This window comes from Haemophilus parainfluenzae ATCC 33392 (genome assembly GCF_031191205.1).
In the GTDB taxonomy this organism is placed as follows: Bacteria; Pseudomonadota; Gammaproteobacteria; order Enterobacterales; family Pasteurellaceae; genus Haemophilus_D; species Haemophilus_D parainfluenzae.
Genome location: NZ_CP133470.1, coordinates 257,168 through 277,684, shown reverse-complemented (window position 1 = coordinate 277,684; position 20,517 = coordinate 257,168). Strand labels below are relative to the sequence as shown.

The 20,517-nt window shown below is 39.7% G+C and carries 20 protein-coding genes and 1 pseudogene; 15 read left to right on the top strand and 6 right to left on the bottom strand.

Translation table 11 applies throughout. The features are described 5' to 3' along the window. The first annotated feature begins 33 nt into the window (after positions 1-33). Entirely contained in the window at positions 34-375 is a 342-nt protein-coding gene (gene fdx, locus RDV53_RS01295) for an ISC system 2Fe-2S type ferredoxin (RefSeq protein WP_005696659.1), read from the top strand. After that, a complete protein-coding gene (iscX, locus tag RDV53_RS01290; protein WP_005696658.1) occupies positions 375-569 on the top strand; it encodes a Fe-S cluster assembly protein IscX in 195 nt (64 codons plus the stop codon). The genes fdx and iscX overlap by 1 nt, the downstream gene beginning before the upstream one ends. A gap of 35 nt (positions 570-604) precedes the next feature. On the opposite strand, the gene RDV53_RS01285 is transcribed toward iscX, so the two are convergent. The 5 genes from RDV53_RS01285 to RDV53_RS01265 form a co-directional block, all read right to left on the bottom strand. Then, positions 605-1,261, bottom strand: a complete 657-nt coding sequence (locus tag RDV53_RS01285) for a class I SAM-dependent methyltransferase (RefSeq protein WP_005696657.1) — start codon at positions 1,259-1,261, stop codon at positions 605-607. A gap of 65 nt (positions 1,262-1,326) precedes the next feature. Then, positions 1,327-2,337, bottom strand: coding sequence for a galactose/methyl galactoside ABC transporter permease MglC (mglC, locus tag RDV53_RS01280; RefSeq protein WP_005696656.1), 1,011 nt, complete (start codon positions 2,335-2,337; stop codon positions 1,327-1,329). 18 nt (positions 2,338-2,355) lie between these two features. Then, positions 2,356-3,870: a galactose/methyl galactoside ABC transporter ATP-binding protein MglA gene (mglA, locus tag RDV53_RS01275; protein WP_032822630.1), complete on the bottom strand. Its 1,515-nt coding sequence runs from the start codon at positions 3,868-3,870 to the stop codon at positions 2,356-2,358. A gap of 80 nt (positions 3,871-3,950) precedes the next feature. Then, entirely contained in the window at positions 3,951-4,946 is a 996-nt protein-coding gene (mglB, locus tag RDV53_RS01270) for a galactose/glucose ABC transporter substrate-binding protein MglB (RefSeq protein ID WP_005696654.1), read from the bottom strand. 179 nt (positions 4,947-5,125) lie between these two features. Next, complete coding sequence (locus RDV53_RS01265) at positions 5,126-6,133, bottom strand: substrate-binding domain-containing protein (RefSeq protein ID WP_005697171.1); 1,008 nt, start codon at positions 6,131-6,133, stop codon at positions 5,126-5,128. Positions 6,134-6,348: 215 nt separating this feature from the next. On the opposite strand from RDV53_RS01265, the gene galT reads away from it, so the two are divergent. From galT to murA, 12 genes and pseudogenes are all read left to right on the top strand, one after another. Continuing rightward, on the top strand, positions 6,349-7,395 hold the full coding sequence (gene galT, locus RDV53_RS01260; protein ID WP_005696652.1) for a galactose-1-phosphate uridylyltransferase: 1,047 nt from the start codon (positions 6,349-6,351) through the stop codon (positions 7,393-7,395). Positions 7,396-7,449: 54 nt separating this feature from the next. After that, positions 7,450-8,604 (top strand): annotated as a pseudogene (gene galK, locus RDV53_RS01255) (galactokinase). Continuing rightward, a complete protein-coding gene (galM, locus tag RDV53_RS01250) occupies positions 8,598-9,623 on the top strand; it encodes a galactose-1-epimerase (RefSeq protein WP_005696649.1) in 1,026 nt (341 codons plus the stop codon). The pseudogene galK and the gene galM overlap by 7 nt, the downstream one beginning before the upstream one ends. 145 nt (positions 9,624-9,768) lie before the next feature. Next, positions 9,769-10,665, top strand: coding sequence for a CNNM family magnesium/cobalt transport protein CorC (gene corC, locus RDV53_RS01245; protein WP_005696647.1), 897 nt, complete (start codon positions 9,769-9,771; stop codon positions 10,663-10,665). A gap of 73 nt (positions 10,666-10,738) precedes the next feature. Continuing rightward, positions 10,739-12,271, top strand: coding sequence for an apolipoprotein N-acyltransferase (gene lnt, locus RDV53_RS01240; RefSeq protein WP_032822663.1), 1,533 nt, complete (start codon positions 10,739-10,741; stop codon positions 12,269-12,271). Between the two features lie 71 nt (positions 12,272-12,342). Continuing rightward, positions 12,343-13,137: a phospholipid ABC transporter ATP-binding protein MlaF gene (mlaF, locus tag RDV53_RS01235; protein WP_005696645.1), complete on the top strand. Its 795-nt coding sequence runs from the start codon at positions 12,343-12,345 to the stop codon at positions 13,135-13,137. After that, positions 13,134-13,919, top strand: a complete 786-nt coding sequence (mlaE, locus tag RDV53_RS01230; protein ID WP_005696644.1) for a lipid asymmetry maintenance ABC transporter permease subunit MlaE — start codon at positions 13,134-13,136, stop codon at positions 13,917-13,919. Before mlaF ends, mlaE begins: the two co-directional genes overlap by 4 nt. A 12-nt stretch (positions 13,920-13,931) precedes the next feature. After that, entirely contained in the window at positions 13,932-14,438 is a 507-nt protein-coding gene (mlaD, locus tag RDV53_RS01225) for an outer membrane lipid asymmetry maintenance protein MlaD (protein WP_005696642.1), read from the top strand. 21 nt (positions 14,439-14,459) lie between these two features. Continuing rightward, positions 14,460-15,107, top strand: a complete 648-nt coding sequence (mlaC, locus tag RDV53_RS01220) for a phospholipid-binding protein MlaC (RefSeq protein WP_005696640.1) — start codon at positions 14,460-14,462, stop codon at positions 15,105-15,107. A gap of 4 nt (positions 15,108-15,111) precedes the next feature. Beyond that, the gene (locus RDV53_RS01215) at positions 15,112-15,447 is read left to right on the top strand and encodes an STAS domain-containing protein (RefSeq protein WP_005696639.1); all 336 of its coding nucleotides are present in this window, start codon (positions 15,112-15,114) and stop codon (positions 15,445-15,447) included. A 13-nt stretch (positions 15,448-15,460) separates the two neighbouring features. Beyond that, positions 15,461-15,718 (top strand): BolA family protein, encoded by a 258-nt coding sequence (locus tag RDV53_RS01210; protein WP_005697151.1) that lies wholly within the window; start codon positions 15,461-15,463, stop codon positions 15,716-15,718. Between the two features lie 8 nt (positions 15,719-15,726). After that, entirely contained in the window at positions 15,727-17,007 is a 1,281-nt protein-coding gene (murA, locus tag RDV53_RS01205; RefSeq protein ID WP_005696637.1) for a UDP-N-acetylglucosamine 1-carboxyvinyltransferase, read from the top strand. A gap of 56 nt (positions 17,008-17,063) precedes the next feature. Here the strand turns inward: murA and RDV53_RS01200 are convergent, their stop codons facing one another. Further along, the gene (locus RDV53_RS01200; RefSeq protein ID WP_005696636.1) at positions 17,064-17,768 is read right to left on the bottom strand and encodes a YggS family pyridoxal phosphate-dependent enzyme; all 705 of its coding nucleotides are present in this window, start codon (positions 17,766-17,768) and stop codon (positions 17,064-17,066) included. Between the two features lie 298 nt (positions 17,769-18,066). Here RDV53_RS01200 and thrA point away from each other — a divergent pair, with 298 nt between their 5' ends. Continuing rightward, a complete protein-coding gene (thrA, locus tag RDV53_RS01195) occupies positions 18,067-20,514 on the top strand; it encodes a bifunctional aspartate kinase/homoserine dehydrogenase I (protein ID WP_005696634.1) in 2,448 nt (815 codons plus the stop codon). The last annotated feature ends 3 nt before the right edge of the window (positions 20,515-20,517 follow it).

Genomic DNA, 20,517 nt, shown 5'->3' with positions numbered 1-20,517 from the left:
AATTAACAAGTTTTTTATATTGAGGAAAGTAATATGCCAAAAGTGATTTTTTTACCGAATGAAGAATTTTGCCCAGAGGGTATGGTGGTTGATGCGGCAGCTGGAGATAACTTATTAGAAGTGGCACATAATGCGGGTGTAGAAATTCATCACGCTTGTGATGGTTCTTGTGCTTGTACAACATGCCATGTTGTGATCCGTGAAGGGTTTGATTCATTAAATGAAGCAAGCGATCAAGAAGAAGATATGTTGGATAAAGCATGGGGCTTAGAAATGGATAGCCGTCTTTCTTGCCAATGTGTCGTGGGCGATGAAGATTTAGTTGTGGAAATCCCTAAATATAATATTAACCACGCGAATGAGGCGGCTCACTAATGAAATGGACGGATGCACAACTTATCGCAGAAGAGCTGTATGATCGTAATCCGGATTTAGATCCTAAAACAGTACGTTTCACGGATTTACATAAATGGATTTGTGAATTAGAAGATTTCGATGATGACCCAATGAAATCTAACGAGAGTATTCTTGAAGCGATTTTGTTGAAATGGTTAGATGAATACGAATAAGCCTGATTACACAGGCTTATTATATTTTTAATTAGTTAATCTGATAGTTTTTGTATATAAAGTTGGTAAACTGGCAACATTTGTAAAACATGGAGTTTTTGTTGATAGATATTGACATAAGCATCAACAGCAGGTTTTACTAAGTGGTAGTAGTTTTGTTTTCCATTTTCTTCTGGGCTCCATAAATAGTCATCAAAAGCAATAATCCCATTATTTTTTACTAATTTATGGGCTAAAATAGCATCGAACAGTACATCTGGGGCTTCATGAGAACCATCTACATAGATAAAATCAAATTTTCCAGCTTCGCCTTTTGCTAATAGTTCAATCATTTTAGTATGGGAATATCCTTTATGTTTGATAATGTTAAGGGATTTTCCGCATTGTTTGGCATAAATCATTAATGTTTGAATATTCTCATTAAAAGATTGCTCAATAGAACCCATATCCCACTTTCCTTGATGCTCTAATCCACCTTCCCAAGAATCAATACAATGAATCTCTATTTCATTATGGTATTTAAGCATTTCCTCAGTAAAAAAATGAGTTGAACGCCCTTCAAATGAGCCAATTTCTAAGATTCTTTTAGGCGTAAATTGTTCAAAAATATAGGATAGAGAAGGGATATTATGAGTAAACCAGTCAGTACTGAAACTGACAGTCAAATTATCTTTAGTTACGCTGTTTGACATTTTAAATCCTAAATATAAACCGCACTTTATTACTAAAGTGCGGTTATTTTTATCGTTGTTTTTAATTATTTTTTCTTTGCGTATTTCAAGGAGTCAATAGCCACCGCGAGGATGATAATGCTACCTTTAATGATATATTGCCAGTAAGGGTTTACACCGATATAAGTTAAACCGTAGTTAATAACGGTGAAGATGATAACACCCGTGATAACACCGATAACAGTACCCACACCACCTGCGAAAGATACACCACCTACCACGCAGGCAGCAATCGCATCTAATTCATACATGAAGCCGAGGTTGTTGGTTGCACTACCGATACGGCCTGCTTCTAACATACCACCGAATGCATAGAACATACCGGCAATCATGTAAATCACAACAAGGTTACGCGCTACGTTTACGCCAGATACTTTTGCTGCTTCAGGGTTACCACCGATAGCAAAGATATTTTTACCGAAGCGTGTTTTATTCCACATTACCCAAACTAAGAATGCACAAATCGCCGCATAAATAGTGATGTAGGATAATTTGAACGAACCAAGTCTGAAGAAGCCTTGTGCGAAGTTAGAGAAAGATTCACTGAAACCTGCAATTGGTGAGCCACCTACGCCATCATAATAAAGTGAGTTGAAACCGTAAACGATGATCATGGTACCCATGGTTGCAATGAACGGGGTTACATTGAGATAAGCGATAACTAAACCATTCACTAAGCCGATTACAGCACCTACTGCACAAACAGTCAGGATAACTACTGGAATAGGAATTTCACCTAAATCAGGGAACACGCGGTTCATGTTTTCCATTGATTGCAAGAGGGTAGCAGAAATAACCGCTGCTAAACCTACTTGGCGACCGGCAGATAAGTCGGTACCTTGAGTGATAAGCAAGCCTGCAACACCTAGGGCGATAATGAGACGGACAGATGATTGAGTTAAAATGTTACTAAAGTTGCGAACATTCAAGAATGTTGGATCTTGTGCGATGATGATGCCAAGTAAAATCAACAACACAAAATAAATCGCATTTTGTTTTAAGAAATCGAATGATTTATTTTTTTGTAAGGCACTCATAATTTGTTCCTTTATGATTTATAAATATTTTGCGGCAAGTTGCAAAATTTCTTCTTGAGACGTTTTTGCTGTTTCAACGATGCCTGCAACACGACCATTACTCATGACCAAAATTCGGTCTGTTACGCCTAATAATTCCGGCATTTCTGATGAAATCATGATGATGCCTTTATCTTTTTTAGCGAGTTCTTGAATGAGCTGATAAATTTCAAATTTTGCCCCAATATCAATACCACGAGTTGGTTCGTCGAGCATTAAGATATCTGGTTGGGTTAAAAGCCAACGGCCGATAATCACTTTTTGTTGGTTACCACCAGAAAGCGAGCCAATCGTTGTTTTGTGAGAAGGGGTTTTAACGTTCATCGCATCAATCACCCACTGTGTATCGCTTGCCATTTTTTTATTGCTGAGCAATTTCCAAGGAGTGAGGTAAGATTTCATATTTGAAATCAAAGAGTTGAATTCAATACTTAGGTTTGAATAAATCCCGGTTGAGCGACGTTCTTCAGTTACTAAAGCAAAACCGTGGTTAATCGCCTCAAGTGCGGTATGATTTTTCACGATTTTTCCGTTGAGCTTGATCGTCCCCTCTTTTAATTCGCGTACACCAAAAATGGCTTCCACAATATCGGTTCGTTTTGCACCAACAAGACCCGCAATACCTAAAATTTCACCTTTGCGTAAATTAAAGGAAACATCTTGAATAGACGGTTGGTTTACCGCTGTTAAATGTTCCACTTCAAGCGTGATTTCTTTTGGTACGTTTGTTTTTTCTGGGAAACGTTGTGTTAATTCACGGCCAACCATCATTGAAACGATTTCTTCCATAGTGGTGCCTTTAACTTGAACGGTATTGATCCATTTACCATCGCGAAGAATGGTGATTTCATCACAAATTTTGAAGATTTCATCCATTTTGTGTGAAATATAAATAATGCCACAACCGCGATCTTTTAATTTTTGAATAATTTTGAAAAGATGTTCTACTTCTTTTTCTGAAAGTGAGGATGTTGGCTCATCCATAATTACGATTTTAGCGTTATAAGAGAACGCTTTCGCAATTTCGATCATCTGCATTTGTGAAACGGAAAGTTTGGCCACTTTTTCTCTTGGATCAACATCAATGTCCAATTCATCGAAAATCGCTTTGGTATCACGATACATTTTGGCGTGATCCACAAAAGGACCTTTAAGTGGGTAGCGACCCAACCATAAGTTATCCATTACGCTGGTTTGACGCACCAAGTTAAGTTCTTGGTGAACCATTGAAATCCCATTTTCAAGGGCTTCTTTTGATGTTTTAAAATCAACAGGTTTGCCTAAGAATAAAATTTCTCCTTCGTCTTTTGCATAAATTCCGAAGAGGCATTTTAATAATGTCGATTTTCCCGCCCCGTTTTCACCCATTAAGGCGTGAACAGAGTGAGAACGAACTGTTAGATTGGCGTGATCAAGGGCTTTTACACCGGGGAAAGACTTACTGACATCCGTCATCGTCAGTAGTACATCATTGTCTTGGGTTTGAGTTGTCATATCCAACCTCATCAAAAAGGGGGGAAAGGGAATTTGGGTTTCCTTTCCCCCCTAAAATTAAAGAAAAGCAATAGATTTTCTTATTTTAAGAATTCACTTAGGTTATCTTTATCCACACCAACATAAGGGATACGTACAACACGGTTTTCTAATTTCCATTTTGTACCTTCTGTTGCTGCTTTACCGTTAGCAAGGTTTGCAGAAAGTTGAACAACAGCTTTACCTTGGTTAACACCATCGTTTAACACGGTACCAGCAATTTCGCCTTTCTTAATTAATTGAAGTACTTCTGGTAATGCATCCACACCAAAGATTGGTAATTTTTTACCGTGTGCTTTGGTTGCTTCTAACGCACCTAACGCCATACCGTCATTGTTTGAAATGATCATTTCAATTTCGTTAGCTTTAGAGCTAGATAACCATGCATCCACTTTATCTTTAGCCATTGCTGCATCCCACATACCGGTATCAATAAATAATTGTTCGGTTGGAATACCTTTAGCATTTAATTGTTCAATTACATATTTAGTACGTGCTTCCGCATCTGGATGGCCAGGTTCACCTTTTAATAATACATATTGGATTTTACCGTCTTTGTTTAAGTCTAAGGCTGGCATAGCTTTCCATTGTTTTGCAATTAAATCACCTTGGATTAAACCTGATTCTTTCGGATCGGTACCAACATAGTAAGCGTGATCGTAGCTACCAATTGCTTTTGCACCTGGGTCTTTATTGAAGAAAACAACAGGAATGTCATCTTGTTTAGCTTTCTTAATAACAGTTGAAGCTGCTGCTGGGTCTACTAAGTTAATGGCTAGGGCTTTTACACCTTTAGAAAGCAAACCATCTACTTGGTCGTTTTGAATAGATTGTGCATTTTGAGAGTCATTCATTAATAACTCAATACCGCCAAGAGCTTTCGCTTCTTTATCGATTTCTTTACGCATTAATGACATGAAGTTGTCATCATATTTATAAATGGTAACACCAATACGGTTATCGGCTGCAAAACCTGAAGTTGCTGAACCTAAACCGATTGCTAAAGCGACCGCACTTAATACTGCTGTTTTTTTCATAAAAACGCTCCTATCAGAGAAAGTGATTTTATTGTTGATTTTTTATATACCAAATAGAGGAATGTTGCGTAAATCTATTGCAACTGAACCCATCATAACGAAATCAAAATCGTTAATCTGTGATCAAACTCACATAAATGAAAACGATTACATAATAATGTTTAAATTTGTGATCTCCATCACGGTTTCATAGTGTTTTCTACGGAAAAACGTCTTACTAATGTTGGATTAAATTGCACAACAGTTGGTGTGATAATAGATGAATCAACTAAACTTAATGCCAGTTTTGCAGCATAATTCGCCATTAAATCAATTGGATAACGAATAGTTGTGAGCTTTGGAATTAAATATCGAGCAATCGGCATATCATCAAAACCCACAATGGAAAACTGTTTCGGCACTTTGATATTGTTTTCATTTAAAACGGAAATTGCACCCGCTGCCATGGTATCGTTATAGGCTACCACTGCAGTTAAATTCGAGTTGTAGCTTAATAGATCAATCATGGCTTTTTCACCGCCTTCAAAATCCGGTGAATTATGCACAATGGCTTGTTCTACAATGGGGAAGTTATGTGCTTCTAAGGCCTCTAAATAACCTTCTTTACGCTCGGTTTCATCTAAAATACCGTGATTAGATCCAATGTAGGCGATGTGCTTATGGCCATAACGAATCAGCATTTCAGTAGCAAGATAGGTACCTTGGCGATTATCGAGGCTGACACAACGATTTTCATAACCTGCAATTACACGGTTAATCACAACCATACCTGGTACATTTTCGAGATAATGACGTAATTCTTCGTCTGAAAGGGCTTTGGAATGAACAACCAAACAGCTACAACGCTTGCGTAGCAAGGTATCAATCGCTTCACGCTCTTTTTCAGCATGGTGATAGCCAATACCGATCAAAATCGTTTTTTGATGCTCTTCAGCAACTTTATCGACTGATTTGACCAAGATAGCAAAAAACGGATCTGTTACATCAGTAACCACCACGCCAATGGTATCAGTATTTTGTACTGCTAGAGCTTGTGCGTTTGCATTGGGTTGATAATTTAAGACTTCCATCGCGCGTTGTACTGAATAACGGGTTTTTTCACTTACGGAAGGAGAGTGATTAATCACCCGGGAAACAGTGGCAACCGACACGCAAGCTAATTCAGCAACATCTCGAATTGTAGGCATAACAGGGCTCTCATTCATTTTTTCATGGTAATTATCATAGTAAATTTGAATAAAATTGAAAGCGGTTACTTTCAAAAATGCTACATTCGTCACAAAAAAGAGATTAGACTAGTGCCTTATTTCCTGATTTTGTGATAATGATCACGGTTTATTTTTTTTAATTTGTTATCTTATGAAGAAAATTTTGTAATCGTTTACATTTTAGGAGCAAAAATATGAACGAAACCGTATTTGAACCGACAGATCATCCGCATCGTCGTTATAATCCGTTAATTGATCAATGGGTTTTAGTCTCACCACATCGCGCTAAACGTCCATGGCAAGGGCAACAAGAAAAAGTGGGTGAGGAACAAAAGCCAAGCCACGATCCAAATTGTTATCTTTGCCCGCGTAATAAACGTATCACTGGCGAACCTAATCCGGATTACCATAAACCTTATGTATTCAAAAATGATTTCTCGGCTTTATTAGAAAATACACCCGCGCCAGAGCAATCAGCCGATCCTCTTTTCCAAATGAGCCAAGCTCGTGGTGAAAGCCGTGTTATTTGTTTTTCACCAGATCACAGCAAAACCTTGCCATTATTGACCGCACTTGAAATTGAAGAAGTGATTAAAGTGTGGCAAGAGCAATTGTGTGAACTGGGGCAAAAATATCAGTGGGTACAGATTTTTGAAAACAAAGGCGCTGCAATGGGATGCTCCAATCCCCATCCGCATGGACAAATCTGGGCAAATAGCTTTTTACCAAATGAAGTCGCGCGTGAAGATGTTGCTCAACGAAATTATTATGAAAAACACGGTTCGGTGCTTTTAGTGGATTACGTTCAAAAAGAATTAGAGAAAAAAGAACGTATTGTAGTGGAAACCGAGCATTGGGTTGCCGTGGTGCCTTATTGGGCGGTATGGCCATTTGAGACCTTGTTGTTGCCTAAAGTGCATGTCAAACGCTTAACAGAATTAACGGAGGCTCAAGCTAAAGATCTTGCCGTGATATTGAAAAAATTGGCAACGAAATACGATAACTTATTTGAAACGTCTTTCCCTTATTCGATGGGCTTCCATGCTGCACCATTTAATGGTGAAGATAACGAACATTGGCAGTTTCATGCGCATTTTTATCCACCGTTGTTGCGTTCTGCTACGGTTCGCAAATTTATGGTGGGCTATGAAATGCTAGGTGAAAGCCAGCGAGACCTCACTGCTGAACAAGCAGCAGAAAGATTACGTGCGTTAAGCGAAGTACATTATAAAGAACGTTAAGAAACCCTTTCCCTCTTGAGTTAAGAGGGAGTGTGAAAGATAAAGGAAAATAATATGACTCCAGTCCAAAAATCCCAACACATTTTTACGCAAAAATATAACAAGCAACCAGAACTGACCGTGTATGCGCCAGGTCGTGTTAATATTATCGGCGAACATACGGATTACAATGATGGCTTTGTGATGCCTTGTGCGATCAATTATGGTACCGCCATTGCGGGATCAAAACGTACTGATCATATTTGGAATGTTTATGCAGCAGATCTTGATCTTGAGGATACCTTTTCTCTTGATGAAGATTTTCCTCAAAGTGAGCAAAAATGGGCGAATTATGTGCGTGGTGTCGTGAAATTTATTCAAGAACGTTGCCCGCAATTTAAACAAGGTGCTGATTTGGTCATTTCCGGAAATGTGCCACATTCTTCCGGTTTAAGTTCTTCTGCAGCCCTTGAAGTGGCGACGGGTAAGTTTTGCCAACAATTGAGCGATTTACCTTTAACAAATACAGAGATTGCTTTAATAGGTCAAAAAGCTGAAAACAAATTTGTAGGTGCGAATTGCGGAAACATGGATCAATTAATTTCCGCGTTAGGTCAAAAAGAGCATCTCTTAATGATTGATTGTCGTAGCTTAGAAACAAAACCAACACCCGTGCCGAAAGATGTTGCCGTCATTATTGTGAACTCAAATGTACCGCATGATTTGGTCACGGGTGAATACAACACACGCCGTTGGCAATGTGAAAAAGCCGCAGAATTCTTTGGCGTAAAAGCGCTACGTGATGTGTCAGTAGAAGAATTCTAAAAAAGAGAAGCAGAATTGACCGCACTTAATGCTTTAGTGGCCAAACGTGCACGCCATGTGGTGACCGAAAACCAACGTGTGCTTGATGCCGTTGAAGCATTAAAACATAATGATTTAATAAAATTAGGTGAATTAATGGGGCAATCTCACGAGTCCATGCGTGATGATTTCGAGATTACTGTGCCACAAATTGATTATCTTGTGGAACTCGCTCAATTAGTCATTGGTAAAACCGGTGGCGCGAGAATGACAGGCGGTGGTTTTGGTGGTTGCATTGTAGCGCTTGCGCCTCATGATAAAGTCGAATCTGTCCGTAAAATTATTGCCGATAATTATGAAAAACAAACGGGCTTAAAAGAAGATTTCTACGTTTGCACTGCCTCACAAGGAGTGAGTCTATGCTAGAAAAAACGGCGTTCAATGCACCAGATGGACAGCCTTATCAACTTGTTCAACTCACTAATTCGAATGACATGACCGTGCAATTTATGGATTGGGGAGCCACTTGGCTTTCATGTAAAGTCCCTGTGAACAGTGAGTTGCGAGAAGTTTTACTCGGCTGCAAAGTGGAGGATTATCCTCATCAAACTGCTTATTTGGGCGCAAGCATAGGACGCTATGCGAACCGTATTGCTAACGCCCAATTTGAATTGGGTGAGCGAACAATCCAGCTGGTCGCTAATCAAGGCAAACATCAATTACATGGCGGTAAAGAAGGCTTTGATAAACGCCGTTGGAAGGTGGAAGAGTGCGGTCAGAATTTTGTGCGTTTTTCCCTTGTGTCTCCCGATGGTGATCAAGGTTTTGAAGGTAATGTTAAAGCTAATGTGATTTACACGCTGACCGATGAAAATAGTGTAAAAATTGAATACGAAGCAGAAAGCGATAAAGATACCGCGCTGAACTTAACAAACCACGCTTATTTCAATTTAGAAAATGCCGAGCAGGGCAGTGATGTGCGAAATCATACACTACGCCTTAATGCGGATTTCTATTTACCGGTTGATGGTGAAGGCATCCCAAATTCACCACTTAAGCATGTGGTGAATACCAGCTTTGATTTTCGAGTGGCAAAACCAATCGCACAAGATTTCCAACAAGGCGAGCAAGTGGTAACGAAAGGTTACGATCATTCCTTTATCGTCAATAAAGCATGGCAAAAACCTTGCGCATTATTGACTTCCCCTAATGAAGATTTAAGCCTTGAAGTGCTCACATCCCAAGCCGCGTTACAGGTTTATACGGGAAACTATCTTGCAGGCACTCCAACTCGTGAAGGTGACACTTATCAAGATTTCAGCGGCATCGCACTTGAAACTCAATGTCTTCCCGATACCCCTAACCATCCCGAATGGCAAAATTATGGCGGTATTCAAAAAACAGGTGAACGCTATTACCAATGGACAGAGTTTAGGTTTAAATAGGTAATCAGTTAATAAAAGTGCGGTTAAAAATTTTTATGTTTTTAACCGCACTTTATTTTCAGCCATTTAGCTTAAGTTTTTTGCGATTTTTGTCAAAATATGCTACTTTTTACGCAGTCAATCCGACAGTAACACATTTAATTTTATGAACGAAGAACATTCGAGTAATCAAACTGAAACAACTAAAAAATCTTTTTTTCAATCGCTTATTGGGCGTTTTTTCCAAGGTGAGCTGAAAAACCGTGAAGAACTCGTGGAAGTGATTCGCGATTCAGAACAAAACGATTTAATCGATCAAAATACTCGTGAGATGATTGAAGGGGTAATGGAAATCGCCGAGCTTCGTGTACGCGATATCATGATTCCACGCTCTCAAATTGTATTTATTGAATCGAATCAAGATCTCGATGCCTGCTTGAATACCATTATTGAATCTGCCCACTCTCGTTTTCCTGTGATTGCCGATACGGATGACCGCGATAATATTGAAGGTATTTTGCACGCAAAAGATTTGCTTAAGTTTTTACGTGAAGATGCGGAAGAGTTCGAACTTTCCAAGTTGTTACGTCCAGTTGTGATTGTGCCGGAAAGTAAACGTGTCGATCGTATGTTAAAAGATTTTCGCTCTGAGCGTTTCCATATGGCAATTGTGGTAGATGAGTTTGGTGCGGTATCAGGTTTAGTGACCATCGAAGATATTCTCGAACAAATTGTGGGTGATATTGAAGACGAGTTCGATGAGGAAGATGTCGCCGATATTCGTCAGCTTTCTCGTCATACTTATGCGGTGCGTGCACTAACAGATATTGATGATTTTAATACACAATTTAATACGCATTTTGATGATGAAGAAGTGGATACCATTGGCGGTTTGATTATGCAAGCTTTTGGGTATTTGCCTAAGCGAGGTGAAGAAATTACCTTAGAAAATATTCAATTTAAAGTAACTTCTGCCGATAGTCGCCGTTTGATTCAGGTGCGTGTAACTGTGCCGGATGAGCATTTATCGGATATGGAAGGCGTGGAAGAGCAAGCTGAATAAGTTGCTCAGTTGACCGTATTCTTAGCCCCCTCTTTGCTGAAGAGGGGGAATATTTTTTTATAGTATGGATAAAATGAATAAGTTAGTGATTTATCTTATTGCTCTGATTTCTGGTGTGATTGGCGTGTTTGCCTTTTCGCCGTTTGATTATTGGGGATTAGCCTATGTATCGTTGGGCGGATTGCTTTTTGTGGCGAAAAATACCAAAAAATCAACCGCACTTTTGGCCACCTTTTTGTGGTCGATGGGCTTTTTCTGTTTTGGTGTAAGTTGGTTAAATGTCAGCATTCATCAATTTGGTGGCGCTTCCCTTGGCGTGAGTTATCTCTTGGTAGGCTTACTTTCGGCTTACCTAGCACTTTATCCTATGCTTTTCACTTATTTAGTGCAGCGTTTTCAGGTACAAAGTGCGGTCATTTTTGCCGCGATTTGGACATTGACTGAATTCTTGCGTGGTTGGGTGTTTACCGGTTTTCCTTGGTTACAATTTGGTTATACCCAAATCGACAGTCCGTTTTACGGTATCGCGCCGATCTTTGGTGTCACAGGGATGACATTCTTTACCGTTTGGGCAAGTGCGGTCATTTTTAACCTTATTTTTGCACTATCGAAAAAACAATGGAATTTAGTCGGCGTAAATGCGTTGCTATTATTGGTTGTGGGTGGATTAAGCGCTTATGCCGGTAAGGTGAATTTTGTTCAACCCAAAGAAGGTAAAGGGCTAACGATCACGCTTGCACAAGGTAATATTGAGCAAAATTTGAAATGGGATCCAGAATATCTTTATGCCACGGTAGACATCTATCAAAAACAAATTTTGGCGCATTTAGGCAAGTCTGATTTGATTATTTTGCCCGAGTCGGCATTGCCTACTCTTGAAAATGCGATTACGCCATTTTTTGAAGCCTTAGATAAAGTCGCAAAAGAGAAAAACACGGAAGTGATGATTGGCACCGTGTATCGTGATGAGCAAAGCGGTAAATTATTAAATTCCATTGTAACGGCAGGGAATCCTGATTTTCCTTATGAGTTGACGACGAAAAATCGTTATAGCAAACATCATCTCGTGCCATTTGGTGAATATGTGCCATTAGAAAGTTTGTTGCGCCCACTTAATTCTGTATTTAATTTGCCAATGTCTGCGTTCCAAAGTGGCGATGCGGTACAGCCGTCATTTATGGCGAAGCAACATGCTTTTGCACCGGCTATTTGTTATGAAATTATTTTTGGTGAGCAACTTCGTGAAAATCTGAAAAAAGAAACCGATTATTTGCTGACAATTTCTAATGATGCATGGTTTGGTGATAGTATTGGCCCTTGGCAGCATTTACAAATGGCTAGAATGCGCGCGATTGAATTAGGAAAACCATTAATTCGTGCAACGAATACAGGGATTTCAGTGTTTATTGATGCAAAAGGCAAGATTGAAGCACAAGCGCCTCAATTTGAGGAAACCACACTGACCCATAAAATGGTGCCAACAGAAGGCAAAACGCCTTATGCAGCATTAGGTAATTTTCCTATTTATGTGTTGTCATTGATTTTTGTGTTATTACGTGGCTTCACGACGTTATTAAAACGCCGCTTGAACCTTTCACAAAAATAGCAGTCAAAACGACCGCATTTTTTTAACGTGAGAGAAAAATAAATTTCTCTTATAAAACCAATGAGATTTTAATGAATAAAAATCTAATCGAAGTCAAAAACCTGACCTTTAAACGAGGTGAGCGTGTGATTTACGATAACCTGAATTTGAAAGTCCAACAGGGCAAAATTACGGCCATTATGGGGCCATCAGGGATCGGGAAAACCACGCTGCTAAAATTAATTGGTGGTCAGTTGCATCCTGAACAGGGCGAGATTTTGTTTGATGGACAAGATATTTGTCGTCTTTCAAATCGTGAGCTTTACGAAGTGCGTAAACGCATGGGAATGTTATTCCAATCAGGTGCATTATTTACGGATATTTCAACGTTTGATAACGTGGCATTTCCGATTCGCGAGCATACGCGCTTGCCAGAAAGTCTAATTCGTCAAATTGTGTTGATGAAATTAGAAGCGGTGGGCTTACGCGGTGCGGCAGATTTGATGCCTTCAGAGCTTTCTGGGGGGATGGCGCGTCGTGCAGCATTGGCTCGAGCGATTGCACTTGACCCAGATTTAATCATGTTTGATGAGCCGTTTACGGGGCAAGATCCAATCAGCATGGGCGTGATCGTGAGCTTAATTAAACGTTTTAATGAAGCACTGAATTTAACCTCTATCGTGGTTTCCCATGATGTGAATGAAATATTAAGCATTGCAGATTATGCCTATATCATTGCGGATAAACATGTGATTGCTGAAGGAACATCAGAACAATTGCTCGCGAGTCAAGATCCGCAAGTGGTACAGTTCTTGAAAGGTGAAGCCGATGGTCCGGTAAAATTCCATTATCCGGCAGGTGATTATGTGGAGGAATTATTTAAATGATTGTTGATATGATTTCTTCACTTGGACGAAGTGTAATCAAATTTTTCCGCGCATTAGGCCGCTCAGGCTTTATGCTGTTTGGTGCGCTCGTAGGTAAACCGCAAGTTCGTAAACATTTTCCTTTATTAGTGAAACAGTTACACGTATTAGGTGTACAGTCTTTACTAATTATCCTGCTTTCAGGTTTATTTATTGGGATGGTGTTGGGCTTACAAGGTTATGTGGTCTTAGTTGATTTTTCAGCAGAAACCAGCCTTGGACAACTTGTAGCGCTGTCTTTATTACGTGAATTAGGCCCAGTAGTGACCGCACTTTTATTTGCGGGTCGTGCAGGTTCAGCGTTAACGGCTGAAATTGGCTTAATGAAAGCCACAGAACAACTTTCCAGCCTTGAAATGATGGCAGTTGACCCATTACGTCGAGTGATTGCACCGCGTTTTTGGGCGGGCTTGATTGCAATGCCAATTCTTGCGCTTCTCTTTACCGCGATTGGTATTTGGGGCGGTGCGCTTGTTGGTGTAGATTGGAAAGGTGTCGATGCAGGTAGCTTCTGGTCAGTGATGCAAAATGCCGTCAGCTGGAGCTATGACATTTTAAATGGATTTATTAAAAGCGTATTTTTCGCCATTGCAGTGGTGTGGATTGCGTTATTCAATGGTTATGATTGTATTCCAACATCTGAAGGTATCAGTCAAGCCACAACCAGAACGGTTGTCCACGCATCACTTGTGGTACTTGGGCTCGATTTCATCTTAACTGCTATTATGTTTGGGGCAGGTTAATAGGGTATTTTTATGAGACAAACAATTAAATATGAATTTTGGGTAGGCTTATTTTTACTACTCGGTATCGCAGCGTTAGTATTTCTAGGCTTACGTGTAGCAAATGTGCAAGGTTTTGGTGAAACAAAATCTTACACAGTCACTGCAACTTTTGACAATATTGGTGGACTAAAGGTCCGTGCGCCACTTAAGCTAGGAGGAGTGGTAATCGGTCGTGTTTCTGATATTACGTTAGATGAAAAATCTTACTTGCCAAAAGTAAGCATTGCGATTAATGAAGAATATAAAGAAATTCCGGAAAACAGTTCGTTATCGATCAAAACATCTGGATTATTGGGCGAGCAATATATCGCCTTAACAATGGGCTTTGATGATGGTGAAACCGCGATGTTAAAAAACGGTAGCCAAATTCAAGACACAAAATCCGCAATGGTATTGGAAGATTTAATCGGCCAGTTCCTTTACGGCGATAAAAAAGCAGACGGCAATGCTGAAAAAGCAGAACCTGAAGCCAAATAATAATCTTTATTTAGGAGATTTATGATGAAATTTACTCAGTTTAAAAAATGGTTTAGCGTAATGGCATTTGCAGTGACTGCACTTTTTGTGACTCAAACTGTACGTGCAGAAACGAGCCCTTATGTGTTGATGCAACAAGCATCAGATAAGTTATTTGCCGATATCAAAAACAATCAGGCAAAAATTAAAAAGGATCCAAATTATTTACGTACCATCGTGCGTAACGATTTATTACCTTACGTGCAAGTAAACTATGCAGGTTCTTTGGTGTTAGGTTCACACTTCAAATCAACTACGCCAGAACAACGTGAAAAATTCTTTAAAGCATTCAGCGATTTTATCGAACAAGCTTATGCACAAGTGTTAACCGCTTATACCGATCAAAATATTCAAATTGAACCGGCTAAAGAAGTGGGTGACAAAAACCTTGTGAGCATTCGTGTCAACATCATGCAAAATGGTGGACAAGCGCCAATCAAATTAGATTTCAAATGGCGTAAAAACAGTAAAACTGGTGAATGGCAAGCTTATGACATGGTTGCAGAAGGCGTGAGCATGGTTGTAACTAAACAAAATGAATGGAGCGGTATCTTACGTCAACAAGGTATTGAGGCATTAACAGCTCAAATTCAAAAATCTGCCGCAGCACCTGTGACATTGAGCAAATAAGCGAATGACTGCGTTAAAGTGGGATTTAATCCAAAATAATGATAAGATAGCTCTCCAATTATCGGGGGAGCTATCCCGCAACACGTTGTTACCATTATGGCAGCAACGTGCTTCTTTTTTATCAGAAAAGCTAGCTAATCAAAGTACCATTGAATTTGATTTAACGAATATTAAACGAATTGATTCGGCTGGTTTTGCATTATTGTGTGATTTTCTACATGATAGTGAGCAGTTACCAAATAAAAAAGTGCGGTTGATAAATCCGCCGGAACAGTTATTAACCCTTGCTGATTTAGTGAATTTATCTCATTGGATTGGCACTTTTATTGATCATCATTAAAACGGAAATCCTAATGGAACTGCAAGAAATTGAACGTATTTTAAAAGAAAGCCTGAATGTAGATGAAGTTTATGCTCAAGGTGAAAATGCACACTTTGGTGTGATTGTAGTGAGTGATGAGATCTCAGCACTTTCTAAATTAAAGCAGCAACAAACCATCTACGCGCCATTAATGCCTTATTTCCAAACTGGCGAAATTCACGCTTTAACCATTAAAACCTATACCACTGCAAAGTGGAAAATGGATCGTCTATTACATCAAGCAAGCTAGGATTTTCTATGGAAAAATTTCGTGTTTATGGCGGGCAATCTTGCTTAAGTGGTACTGTAACCATCTCTGGTGCAAAAAATGCTGCACTTCCTATTCTTTTTGCCGCAATTTTGGCAACTGAGCCGGTTAAATTAACAAACGTACCAGAACTAAAAGATATTGATACAACCTTAAAAATCTTACGTAAACTTGGCGTTGTAGCTGAGCGTGATGCTGAAGGTGCAGTATTATTAGATTGTTCTAAAATTGATCACTTCGTTGCACCATATGAATTAGTAAAAACCATGCGTGCCTCTATTTGGGCATTAGCACCGTTGGTAGCTCGTTTTAATCAAGGTCAAGTTTCTTTACCGGGTGGTTGTTCTATCGGTGCACGTCCAGTCGATCTTCACATTAGTGGCTTAGAAAAACTCGGTGCGACCATTGAGCTTGATGAAGGTTACGTAAAAGCGGTTGTTGCTGATCGTCTTGTAGGTACGCGTATTGTGATGGAAAAAGTGAGCGTTGGTGCAACTTTATCTATCATGATGGCTGCAACGCTTGCAAAAGGTACAACAATTATTGAAAACGCTGCTCGCGAGCCGGAAATTGTTGATACGGCAGATTTTCTCAACAAAATGGGTGCTAAAATTACAGGTGCAGGTACGGATCATATTGTTATTGAAGGTGTTGAACGTTTAACTGGTTGCGAGCACAGCATTGTGCCAGATCGTATTGAAACTGGTACATTCTTAATTGCAGGTGCTATTTCTGGTGGTCGCGTGGTATGTAAAAATACCAAAGCGGATACCATGGATGCGGTAATTGATAAACTTCGTGAAGCGGGTGCACAAGTTGAAGTCACAGAAGATAGCATTACCTTGGATATGCATGGCAATCGTCCAAAAGCTGTTAATATTCGTACTGCACCACACCCAGGTTTCCCAACCGATATGCAAGCTCAGTTCACTTTGTTAAACATGGTGGCAGAAGGTACAAGTATCATCACTGAAACCATCTTTGAAAACCGCTTTATGCATATTCCAGAATTAATTCGTATGGGTGGTAAAGCTGAGATTGAAGGTAATACTGCAGTGTGTCATGGTGTTGAGCATCTTTCTGGTGCAGAAGTGATGGCAACAGATTTACGCGCATCAATCAGCCTTGTCTTAGCAGGTTGTATCTCAAGTGGTGAAACCATTGTTGATCGTATTTATCACATCGATCGTGGTTATGAACACGTTGAAGATAAACTTCGTTGCTTAGGTGCGAAGATTGAACGTTTCTCTGAAAAGAGCGAAGAAGTTTAATTAAATCCAGATAAAAAAGAGCGGTCAATTTTGACCGCTTTTTTATTTTCTATTCATTATTTTTTCGAATAATCTCTCGCCCCAAAAATGGCTGTACCAATACGTACCATGGTTGAGCCACATTTAATGGCAGTTTGCATATCATCGGTCATTCCCATCGAAAGCGTATCAATTTGTTGATGAGGGAAAGCGACTTTCAATTGCTCAAATAATTGTTCCATTTGGCTAAAAGCCGCTTCTTGTTCTGCAATATTGTCTGTTGGAGCAGGGATAGCCATTAATCCACGTAAACGTAAGTGCGGTAGATTTTCAATGTGTTTTGCAAGCTCGATCATTTCATTAGGTTGAATACCTGATTTACTTGCCTCATCACTGATATTAATTTGAATTAAAACATTCAGCGGAGCTTTATTGGCAGGGCGTTGTTCATTTAAACGATCGGCAATTTTGGCTCGTTCTAGCGTTTGCATCCAATCGAAATGTTCAGCCACAAGACGCGTTTTATTGGATTGCAATGGGCCAATAAAATGCCATTCAAGCTGAATATTCTGTGCTTCAAAATACTGAATTTTATCGACACCTTCTTGAACGTAGTTCTCCCCAAATGCTTTTTGTCCTGCATGATAGGCTTCTAAAATCGCTTCATTGGGTTTCGTTTTAGAAACTGCTAATAAAGTGACCGCACTTTCTGGGCGGTGAGCGAGTTGAGTGGCATCTTGGATTTTTTGATGGATGGTTTCGAGTGCTTGTTTAATTGTCATAATTCCCTTCCTGACCAATGTGAAACTCTCTTTATTCTACACCAAAGCGATGATTTTTAGAAAAAATCTTCATTTTTTCAATTTTGTGTTTGACAAGCCCGCGCTTTTTCGGTATTTCTAAACACATCTTTTTTTTCAAGGTTAAAACACAATGAAAAATAACCGCACTTTCACGATTACCACCATTATTATGATAATGGGGCGGGTTAGTGCGTAACAAACAGGATCAAGAAAACCCGCATTCAGTCTAGTGCGGGTTTTTTAGTATTTAAAAATCACAACATCTGAGGATATTATCATGCGCGTATTAAAATTTGGTGGCACTTCATTAGCCAACCCTGAGCGTTTCTCGCAAGCGGCTCAATTAATCGAAAAAGCTCATTTGGAAGAGCAGGCGGCTGGTGTCTTATCTGCTCCTGCAAAAATTACTAACCATCTTGTTGCCCTCTCTGAAAAAGCCGCATTAAACCAACCTACTGATACCCACTTTAACGAAGCCATTGAGATTTTCTATAACATCATTAATGGTTTACACGCTGAAAATAATAAATTTGATCTTGCTGGTACTAAAGCCCTCATTGATGCAGAATTTGCTCAAATTAAAGGCTTATTAGAAGAAATCCGCCAAGCTGGCAAAGTAGAAGATAAAGTTAAAGCAACTATTGACTGTCGTGGTGAAAAATTATCGATTGCGATGATGAAAGCGTGGTTTGAAGCGCGTGGATACAGTGTTCACATTGTTGATCCAGTTAAGCAATTATTAGCACAAGGTGGTTACTTAGAATCTTCAGTTGATATTGACGAATCGACAAAACGCGTTGATGCGAAAAGTATCGGTAAAGATAAAGTCGTTTTAATGGCTGGTTTTACCGCATGTAATGATAAAGGTGAATTAGTGTTATTAGGCCGTAATGGTTCTGATTATTCAGCCGCCTGTTTAGCCGCTTGTTTAGATGCGTCTGTTTGTGAAATTTGGACTGATGTAGATGGCGTTTATACTTGTGACCCACGTTTAGTGCCAGATGCTCGTTTATTACCAAGCCTTTCTTACCGTGAAGCGATGGAGCTTTCTTATTTTGGCGCGAAAGTGATCCATCCACGTACAATTGGTCCATTATTACCAAAACAAATCCCTTGTGTGATTAAAAATACCGGTAATTCATCTGCACCAGGTTCAATAATTGATGGTCATGTGAAATCTGAAGGGTTACAGGTAAAAGGGATTACTAACCTTGATAACGTGGCAATGTTTAATGTTTCAGGTCCTGGTATGCAAGGTATGGTGGGGATGGCTGCGCGTGTATTTTCAGCGATGTCAAAAGCCGGTATTTCAGTTATTTTAATTACGCAATCGTCCTCTGAATACAGCATTAGTTTCTGTGTACCAGTGAAATCAGCGGATGCAGCAAAAGCGGTTTTAGAACAAGAGTTTGCGACAGAATTAAAAGCGCATGACTTAGAACCTATTGAAGTTGCAAAAGATCTTTCTATCATTTCAGTTGTAGGTGATGGTATGAAACAAGCTAAAGGTATCGCGGCTCGTTTCTTCTCTGCATTGGCACAAGCGAATATCAGCTTAGTCGCAATTGCACAGGGTTCTTCTGAGCGTTCAATTTCAGCGGTAGTGGCGCAAAATAAAGCGATTGAAGCTGTGAAAGCCACTCACCAAGCGCTTTTTAATAACAAAAAAGTTGTTGATATGTTTCTAGTCGGTGTAGGTGGTGTTGGCGGCGAGTTGATTGAGCAAATCAAGCAGCAAAAAGAGTATCTTGCAAAGAAGGACATTGAAATCCGAGTTTGTGCGTTAGCGAATTCAACCAAAATGCTTTTAGATGAAAACGGATTAAATTTAGATAATTGGAAAGTGGATCTTGAAAATGCGACCCAACCTTCTGATTTCGATGTTTTGTTATCTTTCATTAAATTACACCACGTAGTGAACCCAGTCTTCGTAGATTGTACAACAGCTGAATCGGTCGCTGGGCTTTATGCGCGCGCATTAAAAGAAGGCTTCCATGTGGTAACCCCAAATAAAAAAGCGAATACGCGTGAATTAGCCTATTACCACGAATTACGTCGCAATGCACAAGCAAGCCAACATAAATTCCTGTACGAAACCAACGTAGGCGCTGGCTTACCGGTTATCGAAAACTTACAGAATTTATTGGCAGCGGGTGATGAGCTTGAGTATTTCGAAGGCATTTTGTCGGGCTCACTTTCTTTCATCTTCGGTAAATTAGAAGAAGGACTTTCTCTTTCAGAAGTGACCGCACTTGCACGTGAAAAAGGCTTTACAGAGCCAGATCCTCGTGATGATTTATCGGGTCAAGATGTGGCACGTAAATTGCTTATTTTAGCGCGTGAAGCGGGTCTAGAACTTGAGCTTTCCGATGTGGAAGTGGAAGGCGTGTTACCGAAAGGCTTCTCTGAAGGCAAATCAGCTGATGAATTTATGGCGATGTTGCCACAATTAGATGCGGAATTTAAAGCACGCGTTGAAGCCGCGAAAGCGGAAGGCAAAGTATTGCGCTACGTAGGACAAATTAAAGATGGCCACTGCAAAGTGTCAATCATCGCGGTGGATCAAAATAATCCATTGTATAAGGTGAAAGATGGTGAAAATGCCCTTGCATTTTACACTCGGTATTATCAACCAATTCCGTTGTTATTACGCGGTTACGGTGCGGGTAATGCCGTGACTGCAGCGGGTATCTTTGCGGATATTTTAAGAACATTACACCACTAAAAA

Excerpts from the sequence above, each read along its gene's own strand:
- mglB (WP_005696654.1), bottom strand. The coding sequence starts at position 4,946 with ATGAAAAAAACAGCAGTATTAAGTGCGGTCGCTTTAGCAATCGGTTTA.
- lnt (WP_032822663.1), top strand. The coding sequence starts at position 10,739 with ATGAATAAGTTAGTGATTTATCTTATTGCTCTGATTTCTGGTGTGATT.
- RDV53_RS01210 (WP_005697151.1), top strand. The coding sequence starts at position 15,461 with ATGGAACTGCAAGAAATTGAACGTATTTTAAAAGAAAGCCTGAATGTA.
- mlaD (WP_005696642.1), top strand. The coding sequence starts at position 13,932 with ATGAGACAAACAATTAAATATGAATTTTGGGTAGGCTTATTTTTACTA.
- mglC (WP_005696656.1), bottom strand. The coding sequence starts at position 2,337 with ATGAGTGCCTTACAAAAAAATAAATCATTCGATTTCTTAAAACAAAAT.
- RDV53_RS01200 (WP_005696636.1), bottom strand. The coding sequence starts at position 17,768 with ATGACAATTAAACAAGCACTCGAAACCATCCATCAAAAAATCCAAGAT.
- mlaC (WP_005696640.1), top strand. The coding sequence starts at position 14,460 with ATGATGAAATTTACTCAGTTTAAAAAATGGTTTAGCGTAATGGCATTT.
- galT (WP_005696652.1), top strand. The coding sequence starts at position 6,349 with ATGAACGAAACCGTATTTGAACCGACAGATCATCCGCATCGTCGTTAT.
- mglA (WP_032822630.1), bottom strand. The coding sequence starts at position 3,870 with ATGACAACTCAAACCCAAGACAATGATGTACTACTGACGATGACGGAT.
- thrA (WP_005696634.1), top strand. The coding sequence starts at position 18,067 with ATGCGCGTATTAAAATTTGGTGGCACTTCATTAGCCAACCCTGAGCGT.
- iscX (WP_005696658.1), top strand. The coding sequence starts at position 375 with ATGAAATGGACGGATGCACAACTTATCGCAGAAGAGCTGTATGATCGT.
- RDV53_RS01285 (WP_005696657.1), bottom strand. The coding sequence starts at position 1,261 with ATGTCAAACAGCGTAACTAAAGATAATTTGACTGTCAGTTTCAGTACT.
- fdx (WP_005696659.1), top strand. The coding sequence starts at position 34 with ATGCCAAAAGTGATTTTTTTACCGAATGAAGAATTTTGCCCAGAGGGT.
- mlaE (WP_005696644.1), top strand. The coding sequence starts at position 13,134 with ATGATTGTTGATATGATTTCTTCACTTGGACGAAGTGTAATCAAATTT.
- galM (WP_005696649.1), top strand. The coding sequence starts at position 8,598 with ATGCTAGAAAAAACGGCGTTCAATGCACCAGATGGACAGCCTTATCAA.
- corC (WP_005696647.1), top strand. The coding sequence starts at position 9,769 with ATGAACGAAGAACATTCGAGTAATCAAACTGAAACAACTAAAAAATCT.
- RDV53_RS01215 (WP_005696639.1), top strand. The coding sequence starts at position 15,112 with ATGACTGCGTTAAAGTGGGATTTAATCCAAAATAATGATAAGATAGCT.
- murA (WP_005696637.1), top strand. The coding sequence starts at position 15,727 with ATGGAAAAATTTCGTGTTTATGGCGGGCAATCTTGCTTAAGTGGTACT.
- mlaF (WP_005696645.1), top strand. The coding sequence starts at position 12,343 with ATGAATAAAAATCTAATCGAAGTCAAAAACCTGACCTTTAAACGAGGT.
- RDV53_RS01265 (WP_005697171.1), bottom strand. The coding sequence starts at position 6,133 with ATGCCTACAATTCGAGATGTTGCTGAATTAGCTTGCGTGTCGGTTGCC.